Genomic DNA, 8,374 nt, shown 5'->3' on the forward strand with positions numbered 1-8,374 from the left:
ATATCACCAAATTGAAACGCGGGAAGGGCGCTCCGCCGCCCGCTGATGTAGCACCGGATGTGATTGCCGACGACACCCGCGCGGAAAAAGTTGAGCTTCGGCCACTCCAGGTTCGTATCTCCAAGGCTGTTTTTGAAGAATTCTCGGAGCAAGCGGGGCGCGAGTTTGGTTTCAGCCACGGATCTAAGAAGCAGCTTTTTCTAAGAATGTGGGAAGCATACAAAGCGCAAAACATGTAAGCATGATTGCATGCAAGGCGCGTCTTTCGTTTTTCTAGCTACTCACTGTGCATTGTGAGGGGTGATAAGAGGATTGCATTGACAAAAATCAAAAAGTACGTAATTTACGTTTAGTACGTAAAAGGATGCAGCATGAACACTCGGATTGTAGAAGAGTTCCCGAAAACAGCGATGAACCGGAAAGCGACAGATGTCTGGACCGCCGCTACGCGAGGTCCGGTAAGCCTCTCTGACCACGGAACATCACGTTTTGTCCTGATGCCCCGCGACATGTTTGATGATCTCACATCGCGGGCTGATCCGCGCATTGCCCGAGCAACAGCGGATACACCAAAGGACGAGGCCGACGCGCTTCTGTCGGTTCTGGACGAAGTGATCAACAGCGATGACTAAGCCAAAAATTGGTGATATTTGGCGCTACCCATATCTTTGGAAACGCGAAGCGGATGCTGGTGAGGAGGGTGGTCGCAAGCCCCGTCCAACTGCATTGTCCGCCGTTGTGCCCGTCTCAGAAAAATCGACATTGCTTTATCTACTCCCAATCACGGGGACCGAGCCAAGCAAAGACCAAGACGCTATGGAAATTCCCGCGACTGAGATTCGTCGTGCTGGTCTATCCGAATATAAGCGGCTTTGGATCATCTTCGATGAATACAATCGTGATGAGTTGGAGGCGAGTTTCTACTTTGAACCAAACGCTGGTGTCGGGTCTTTTTCCAAAGCATTCCTAAAGGTCATGTCTGGACGATTTGCGCAGGCAATCCGTGAAAAGGGTGCAATTATGGTGAACCGCAAGGACTAAGATGTGCAGATGATGGTAAAGTTTAAGACCTACAGCGCTTTGGACCGATGTTCGTCAAAGGTCGCGTAGTTCTTTTCTTGCCTAGCTTTCCGCGCCTTACCAAGCTGTGTGCTGTCTATCCGTCTTTGTAAAAAAGCTACCAAACTACCGAACGCGCCTTCGGGAATATGGTCCCATTTGGCACCAAACTCACGTTTGATACTGTTGTAGAATACAGGATACTTCATTGCTTTTTTGCCGACCTCGGCCTGCTTGAACTCATGATACCGATCGATAAGGTGTTTGACGTAGTTTCGCTGTTCAAGGTTAGCACCGATTGTCCCAAATATTGGTCCTTGCTTCACTGAACTCGATTTGGTCGTCACATTGACTGTGTTCGCCACGACGCCGGTGTTCGTGCCGTTAAAGGACAATACGTTTCCACTATCCGCTGGCCTTTGTTTTGATAGGCTACTGTGTGCGTGTTGAGCCTTGAACTTGGCGTCGGCAACCTCATGCAGCGTGATAACCTCATTTTCGATTTTCTGATGGCAGTTTGCGCATGTCAGACAAAGGTTGTCAGCGTGGTGCGCTTGGACTTGTGCATGCGCAATGATGTGATGCACCTGTAGGGTGTTCACGTCGGCTTCGCCGCAAAAGGGGCACTGTGACCCGAACTGTTGATAAATCTCTTTCTCCAGTTTTTTGGGCAATGGTTTGCGTTTCATCTCAGTTCACCCTGCTGCGCTGTATCTAGGGTGTTTTGGAACTCGTCACTCTCCTCCAGTGCAACGATGTCGGCGCAAACATCTTCGGGGTCTCGATGCGCGAACATGTGTTCCAATGCATTTCTCCAAACCAGCATATTCACAGCCGCGCCGTTGTGCTGCGCCTCATAATAGGTGTTGTCAGGCTCACCGTGTCGATGGTCCATGCACAGAACGCGCGTTGGGCTAAGCGGAAACATCACAGAGGTTTCGGGGTTGTTGATACCTCGAAACTTTAGATCAGGGTGAGTGAATGTGATCGGATGATCCGAGGTCACAAAAATAGGGGCTTCAGCAGCTATCACGACCCAACGCATGCTCAGAAACATCTGAGCAATGTCGCCACATGAGTTCATGACATCAAACCAATTCCGCTTCAGGTCGTTTTCGTCGGCATTGGCGTAGCTCGGCCAATCTGCGTGATCTAACTCTATGCGTTTTCCATCCAGGATCACCGAATCTGGCAACCCACGCGGCCCTGAAAATTCTTCGACGAACTTGGCATGCATGCCTTTGTACATTTCAAAATGCGCCGGGTTACGAACATAGAGCGTTGCCGCCAACAGAGCGACCATCTTGCGGATAATTGGATCAGAAAGGTCTACGAAGTCGGTCTGCAACTTACACCATGCTTTGGATGCAAAAAGCTGCTCCAAATCGGAAAACCGTTTTTCCTGCGCATCATCGCGACGGCCACCGTTCTCAACAACGGTATAGAGGTGGTTTCTCACCGCAACCTTGTCGATCCGTTTAAGTTCTGCGTCGCCACTCTGATTGCTGAGACGCCAAATCCTCGGCGGCTTGCGATCATCAGCCGCAAAGCCTTTGAGATACGCCTGCGGCACCCAATGGCAGCGGCGCGTAGGTTTTGCCGCTGTGTTCATGCTCTACGCACTGTCCGCTCGCTCACCTTAAACAACCGTGCGATCTCTGGGACGGCGCGATGCTCCTGGTCTCTCATACGCTGCACTTCGATCTTCTGGGCAGGGGTCAGGGCAGGGGGCCTGCCACCAATCCGTCCACGCTTGCGGGCTGACGCCAGCCCTTCTCTGGTTCGCTCAGAAATTCTCTCGCGTTCAAATTGGGCGATGGATGCAAAGACGTGAAAAACGAGACGGCCGGCTGGCGTCGTCGTGTCAATATCCTCGGCCAAGGATCGGAAGCCGGCACCGCGTTCACTTATGACCTCTACAATCTCTAAAAGGTCTTTGAGGGACCGGGCGAGACGGTCATATTTGGTGACGGTCACAACATCGCCGTCACGGAGCTGATCCAGCATTTTGTCCAGCTCTGGCCGTTCGCGCTTTGATCCACTGATCTTGTCAGCAAACAGTTTTCCAGCCCCTGCCGCTGTCAGAGCGTCGGTTTGGGCATCTAAGTTTTGATTGTCAGTGCTGACGCGGGCATATCCGATGATCATCATCCAACTTGGACAGAAAGGTATAGTTTTGTCCAGATCGCCAAGATACCGTCTCTTGAGATAATATACCGTGGAGTTGAAGATGAATGAGGAAGATTATCGCGATCTGATAAACTTGATCCGAGCACGGCTAGAGGCACTGGGCTTGGCAGATATTGCGGATTTATCAAATTACACCGACGAAATGGAGGGGCGCAGGCTGCCAGATGGGCGAACTGTAGTGAAGCTAATGCTAACTGCGCTCGATAGACGTTTAGCCGCGAATGACTCCGATGTAGTGCAAAAGTCTTTGTGGTTAATTGGGGATGTTATTGGAGACGGCAAGCGTCCAACATCTGCCAGGATCGAGCATGACCCTGAACGTGCGCTATTTGAAGGCAGGGACTTTATCGAAATGGTCGAAGGCGATCACCGTGTGCCAGCCGCAAGAGCAGAATTGCAAAACCTCATCTCCGCGCTCATGGCTGATGATTTCCGAGATAGCGGGGACCAAGAATGAATATCACGGATGCAAAAAAGGCGGTCGAAGACTTCTTTAATACTCACGGTTCGTGCGCCAAAACCGCGACATCTAAGGCCAAGGTCGGGAAAGTTTATGAGCTTTACTGCATTGCCAAAACCCTTGAAGAACTCAAGGCAACATATGGTGTCACAGTACAATTCGTCGGACCAGCGGTTCAATTCAAGGCAAGTCCGGGAAAAATTGATCGGACAAAGTCATATTTTATTATCGAAAGGAACGGACATAGGTTTGAGTTGCATACAGACATCGAGGTTCGCACCTTAGGCAGTACGTCAGCCAGCACGCATACAGATCTGAGTGCCTATCATGAGATTGATATTGTTGTTGTGCCTCCAAGTGCTACGGATCGTCCTGACCACTACGACGTGCTGTTGGGCGTAGAATGCAAAGCCCACGCAAACTTTGGCAAGGGTATTGTTAAGCAGGTGCTTGGCATCCGACGCGAACTGTCACTTTTGACCGACGAAAACCCCGCATGTCTCGCTCACGCTTTTGGGTTCACATCACCAATGGTACCTTCCTACCCACCTTCAGAATACTGGTTGGCTTATATCGATCCAAAAGGCTCCAACTACAGCCAGAGCCCAGGTGTCTTCGGAATCCGGTTCGAACACTGGTGTCCATAGGATTACTTTGCGCAACTCCAATCTCAGAAGTAGCGCGGGCAAAAACCTGCCAAAACCTCGGTAGTTTTGCCGGGGGTTTTTGTCACAGCTAAGCGATTGATTTTTCGTAGGTCAGGGTAAACTGGCAAAAACGACCGTTTTAGCCTCCTATTGAGATAGTACCTGAACCCGCACCAGCCATGCCGCCACATGAAATTGCGTCACCTACTCGGCCCGCTGGTTTACCGTTGATAAAAACCGTGCTCGATCCTCCGCTTAGGCTACGCGGATGTGGTGGGGCTGGACATGTTGAGCAAGCATGGGGGGCATAGGCGTCGCCCTGGCGCACTGCGGCTATGCCATCAATATTCACATCTGGTGAGGCTGTAGTAGATGGTGTCGGCGGAAAATGGCAGTCATGGCCTGAGCCAATATCACCTAGGCGGGTTGCTTTGGGCATTACCGTGCTCCTTTAGTTTAATGGATCATCGACACAGGCTTTAACACAATTAAAATTACTCGATCCGTTCAAGTATTTTTATGATGTCTCCCGTATTATCCTACGACCCAGTCTGGATATTTTGCTTTCAACAAAGCAACGAATACTTCTTTTTCGGGGTCTGAGATTACGACAGGGTTTGGAAGTTTTGCAACAAATCTAAATCCGATGAGTGACAAAATTATAGCGCCAATAAACAGTAGCCATGCGTTCTCAGGTTCAAAATTCACAAAAAATAGAACACTTATCAGAATAAAGGTAAGTAGTATTGCATCCCTCAAAATATGGCGTATTTCTGCTTCCCATAAGAACCACTCGACAGACTGGTCGGTCGAGTGGTCAAAAATTATTTTAACTTCTGCATGCAATTTTCCGCCTTTCAAAATTGCTTTTCGTGGGACCACACCGCGTACCAACAGATAGATACCGAGATAGACACAAAGCAATGCAAACGTCGAAAAAATCAAACCAAAACCAAATTTTGACGTAAATATAGCAACCAAGAGCGCAGTTACGAGTGAACTGCGCCGTAAACCCTTGGGTAGAGAGCGCTGAAACACATTCATATGCTACTCCCAGTATTTTGGAGGGATATCGTCGGTTGGCCTTAAGTCTAGCATATACCGATACTGAACTTCAGTCATCTCGTCATTTTGTAGCTTCATCTCAGCGACAATTCGTAAGTCCGTTAATTTTTCTTCGCCCTCAGCAATCGCCATCAACAACATACCCGTTAATAAGGCAGTATAAACATTTACAGGCACGCGACCACTGGTTCTCCCGCGAATGGCATCAGTAAGCGCATCAGGTTTGCGACTTGCTGAAATACCTTCCCGTATGCCGTCGCGCAAGCTCCCTGACCGAATAACTTCTGCTGCAGCGGCCCGTGCTGATCTTGTCAAGCCGCCCTCAACATTCAAAGCACCTGCGGCGGCCGCCCCCCAGTGATTCCTGCGGCAAACTTTAATCGTGTGATACCCTCTTGAATTTTTTGATATAATTCAATGAGTTCCGCGGCGGAAAGGTTTCTCGCGCTTGCGATGAAAGTGTAGAAGTGCGGCAGATGCGCAAGCATGTAAAAATGTTGACCTATAGCATAATGGAACGGAAGATTTTGTCCTGGAAATGCTTCTGCTGCGGATTCGCCAATACGTCCTAAAGCTTGCTCTCTGTCGTGAACTCTTTCGATAAGAGGTACCCCATACATCGCTTCAAGTATGCGAAGCGCGGCAGCTGGATTGGCTTCCGTTGTTGCGATGTCAATCCCCCATAACGCACAATAGTCAACCAGTCGTTCTTGGATTTCTTCTTCTTCCATGCTGGGCCCTTAGTTCAAATCAATGCGACCGCCGATAATGTTTACAGAATCTCGACCCTCTATTTCGATTTCATTTCCGGCAATTCGTATCTTGCCGTTTGGCTCCAACGTTATCGATGACGCACCGCAGGCTATTGTGTATTTTTTATCCACAATGACATTTTTACGACCTCGAACGAGGCTATTCATCGAGTTGCCGATGGTCATATCAAGATTCCCTGTTATTTCTTGACGTTGCAATCCATCAACGCTTGATATTTTTTGACGTCCGACAATTTCGATACTATTGCCCTGAATAGTTTCAGATTTGTCAGCATCACATTGTAAAATATAGCTCCCATCCCTTTGCCCAAGCCGATCTAGCTTCTGCAACCTTTCACCGGCATTCGATACCTTATTTTGCTGCATACCAAGGCCCATTGAGTTCGTAGCTACAAATCCATTGTTTCCGACAGCAAGTGTTAGGGTGCCTGCGACTGCATGAAACGCATCCCCAACAGTTTCTTCAAGCCGGTTATCACGGACTAGCTCACTGTAGTTTCGCATGATGAGTTTTGCTTCATCATTTCCGATAATGGTGTTCATGTCTTTTTCGGCGTGGACGCGAATTTCTTCTTCACCACTCGCATCCTCGAACCGTAGCTCATTAAAGCCCGTCCCCTGATGGGTATCAGTCTTAAATGTGCTGCGTGTCTTATGTTTAGGCAAATCATACGGCGGCTTGTTCGCCCCATTATACACACAGCCCGTAACAATCGGTTTGTCGGGGTCGCCGCGCAGGTGTTCGACGATGACTTCCATGCCGATGCGCGGGATGACCATGCCGCCCCAGCCTTTGCTCGCCCAGTTTTGTGACACGCGCACGCGCATCGTGTGGGCGGCGACGTCGTCCCAGTGGAACCGCACGAGGATGCGGCCGTGTTCGTCGCAATCAATCTCGCCGTCGCCGACGACCACTGCCGTTTCCGGCCCTTGCACGCGCGGCCCAACCGTGCGGCGTTCGGGACGTAGCGGCGCGTCGTCGGGCATTAGCACGTAGTCGCCATCATAGGTCGTCTCATCGCCGCCGCTGTCGCCCGATCCATAGGCCTGCGCGCGAAAGCGGTGGGTGGCTTTCAGGCACACGAACGTCTTGCCCGTCGCGTTGGCCACATCATCCCCGCCCAACGTCACGCGCCAGCCAGCCCCAAGTGACGCCACATCGCCCTGCGCACGGTGGCGCTGTGCCTGACCGCGTTCTGCATCGGTCCGTTTGCGCACCACGCCCTGACCTTTGCCTGAGTCGAGATAATCACCTGGCCAGTCATAGCTTTCCATGTCGCCTTTCGCGTGGGCCGCATCACCCAGACGGTCAACTTCTTGCGCCGCATTGGGCGTTTTGAAGTTGTATTCGGTCAGCCGCACGGCCCCCGTGGTGATCCGGCGCGCCGAGGACCACAAACGAAAGTGTTCACCGTCGGCTTGGTGATAGCCATCCACGGGATGAAAGGGTCGTGTGTTTCCCGCCACCATGGGCAGGTTAAACTCTAAATCCGTGAGAAGCAGGGTGTGCGATCCGGCCTCGTGTTTCCAAAACCACGTGATGCCACAGCGTTCCAGCTGGCGGCGTACGAAATCGGCGTCGGTTTCGCCGTATTGGGTGGTGTATTCGAGAGTGGGATAGTCGTCGGACACCTGCACATCCAGATGTGGCGCACCAAGATCGGCGTAATCCGAGAGCACTTCTTCAGCGATCTGAATGACGGTTTTGTTGTGAAATATCCGCATGTTGCGCCGCAGGCTGGCCACATGCAACCACGGCCGCAGCACTAGGTCATAGCGCCAGCCGTTTTCGGCCGCACCGCGCTGCTCGGCCTCACAAACGATCCCGTCAAAGGCGCGCGTGCCATGGGCATGGTCGATCTCAACCGTGGCGTGGGTGCCCAGCAGCGCCTCAAGATCGAGGTCCGCTTGCGTGGACAACGCCTCGACCCGCCACTCGAAATCGCCCGACAACTCCTCTGTGCCGTCCATGCGCAACAGCACCAGCGTGTCCGCACCCAGCGAGGTGGTGAGGCGACCCTGACGGTCGGTTTGAGAAAAATGCGTGTTCATCGTTAAATCCAATGCATGCAACCAATGGATGAATGTTAGCGGCCATTCAGAAGAAATAAAACCTGTACGACGCCGATCGCTACGACGATGACCTCAACTCATCGCTGCATACATACTCGAACGACAGC

At 51.3% G+C, this 8,374-nt stretch carries 13 protein-coding genes; 5 read left to right on the forward strand and 8 right to left on the reverse strand.

Going from position 1 to position 8,374, the window contains the following annotated elements:
- The 3 genes from L1065_RS15435 to L1065_RS15445 all read left to right on the forward strand — a co-directional run.
- Positions 1–239, forward strand: a 239-nt coding sequence (locus tag L1065_RS15435; RefSeq protein ID WP_237096406.1) for a hypothetical protein, incomplete at its 5' end; no start/stop codon positions are given.
- A 132-nt stretch (positions 240–371) separates the two neighbouring features.
- Positions 372–632, forward strand: coding sequence for a type II toxin-antitoxin system prevent-host-death family antitoxin (locus tag L1065_RS15440; protein WP_237096407.1), 261 nt, complete (start codon positions 372–374; stop codon positions 630–632).
- A complete protein-coding gene (locus L1065_RS15445) occupies positions 625–1,041 on the forward strand; it encodes a hypothetical protein (RefSeq protein WP_237096408.1) in 417 nt (138 codons plus the stop codon). The genes L1065_RS15440 and L1065_RS15445 overlap by 8 nt, the downstream gene beginning before the upstream one ends.
- A 29-nt stretch (positions 1,042–1,070) precedes the next feature.
- Here L1065_RS15445 and L1065_RS15450 read toward each other — a convergent pair whose 3' ends face one another.
- Genes L1065_RS15450 through L1065_RS15460 form a run of 3 tightly spaced genes read right to left on the reverse strand, consistent with a single transcriptional unit; the run spans position 1,071 to position 3,207 of the window.
- Positions 1,071–1,748 carry an HNH endonuclease gene (locus L1065_RS15450; RefSeq protein WP_237096409.1) on the reverse strand — a complete coding sequence of 226 codons (678 nt, stop codon included), beginning with the start codon at positions 1,746–1,748 and terminating at the stop codon, positions 1,071–1,073.
- Positions 1,745–2,671: a DUF4238 domain-containing protein gene (locus L1065_RS15455; protein WP_237096410.1), complete on the reverse strand. Its 927-nt coding sequence runs from the start codon at positions 2,669–2,671 to the stop codon at positions 1,745–1,747. The genes L1065_RS15450 and L1065_RS15455 overlap by 4 nt, the downstream gene beginning before the upstream one ends.
- The gene (locus L1065_RS15460; protein WP_237096411.1) at positions 2,668–3,207 is read right to left on the reverse strand and encodes a recombinase family protein; all 540 of its coding nucleotides are present in this window, start codon (positions 3,205–3,207) and stop codon (positions 2,668–2,670) included. Before L1065_RS15460 ends, L1065_RS15455 begins: the two co-directional genes overlap by 4 nt.
- Before the next feature lie 82 nt (positions 3,208–3,289).
- Between L1065_RS15460 and L1065_RS15465 the strand changes: the two genes are divergently transcribed.
- Positions 3,290–3,706, forward strand: coding sequence for a hypothetical protein (locus tag L1065_RS15465; protein WP_237096412.1), 417 nt, complete (start codon positions 3,290–3,292; stop codon positions 3,704–3,706).
- Positions 3,703–4,356: a hypothetical protein gene (locus L1065_RS15470; RefSeq protein WP_237096413.1), complete on the forward strand. Its 654-nt coding sequence runs from the start codon at positions 3,703–3,705 to the stop codon at positions 4,354–4,356. Before L1065_RS15465 ends, L1065_RS15470 begins: the two co-directional genes overlap by 4 nt.
- Before the next feature lie 139 nt (positions 4,357–4,495).
- Here the strand turns inward: L1065_RS15470 and L1065_RS15475 are convergent, their stop codons facing one another.
- From L1065_RS15475 to L1065_RS15495, 5 genes are all read right to left on the reverse strand, one after another.
- Positions 4,496–4,795: a PAAR domain-containing protein gene (locus tag L1065_RS15475; protein ID WP_237096414.1), complete on the reverse strand. Its 300-nt coding sequence runs from the start codon at positions 4,793–4,795 to the stop codon at positions 4,496–4,498.
- Between the two features lie 95 nt (positions 4,796–4,890).
- Positions 4,891–5,400, reverse strand: a complete 510-nt coding sequence (locus tag L1065_RS15480) for a hypothetical protein (RefSeq protein WP_237096415.1) — start codon at positions 5,398–5,400, stop codon at positions 4,891–4,893.
- Positions 5,401–5,403: 3 nt separating this feature from the next.
- Positions 5,404–5,685: a hypothetical protein gene (locus L1065_RS15485; protein WP_237096416.1), complete on the reverse strand. Its 282-nt coding sequence runs from the start codon at positions 5,683–5,685 to the stop codon at positions 5,404–5,406.
- 65 nt (positions 5,686–5,750) lie between these two features.
- Positions 5,751–6,152: a hypothetical protein gene (locus L1065_RS15490; RefSeq protein WP_237096417.1), complete on the reverse strand. Its 402-nt coding sequence runs from the start codon at positions 6,150–6,152 to the stop codon at positions 5,751–5,753.
- A 9-nt stretch (positions 6,153–6,161) separates the two neighbouring features.
- A complete protein-coding gene (locus tag L1065_RS15495) occupies positions 6,162–8,246 on the reverse strand; it encodes a type VI secretion system Vgr family protein (protein WP_237096418.1) in 2,085 nt (694 codons plus the stop codon).
- Between the last annotated feature and the right edge of the window lie 128 nt (positions 8,247–8,374).

The organism is Nereida sp. MMG025, from assembly GCF_021654165.1.
Classification (GTDB): domain Bacteria; phylum Pseudomonadota; class Alphaproteobacteria; order Rhodobacterales; family Rhodobacteraceae; genus Nereida.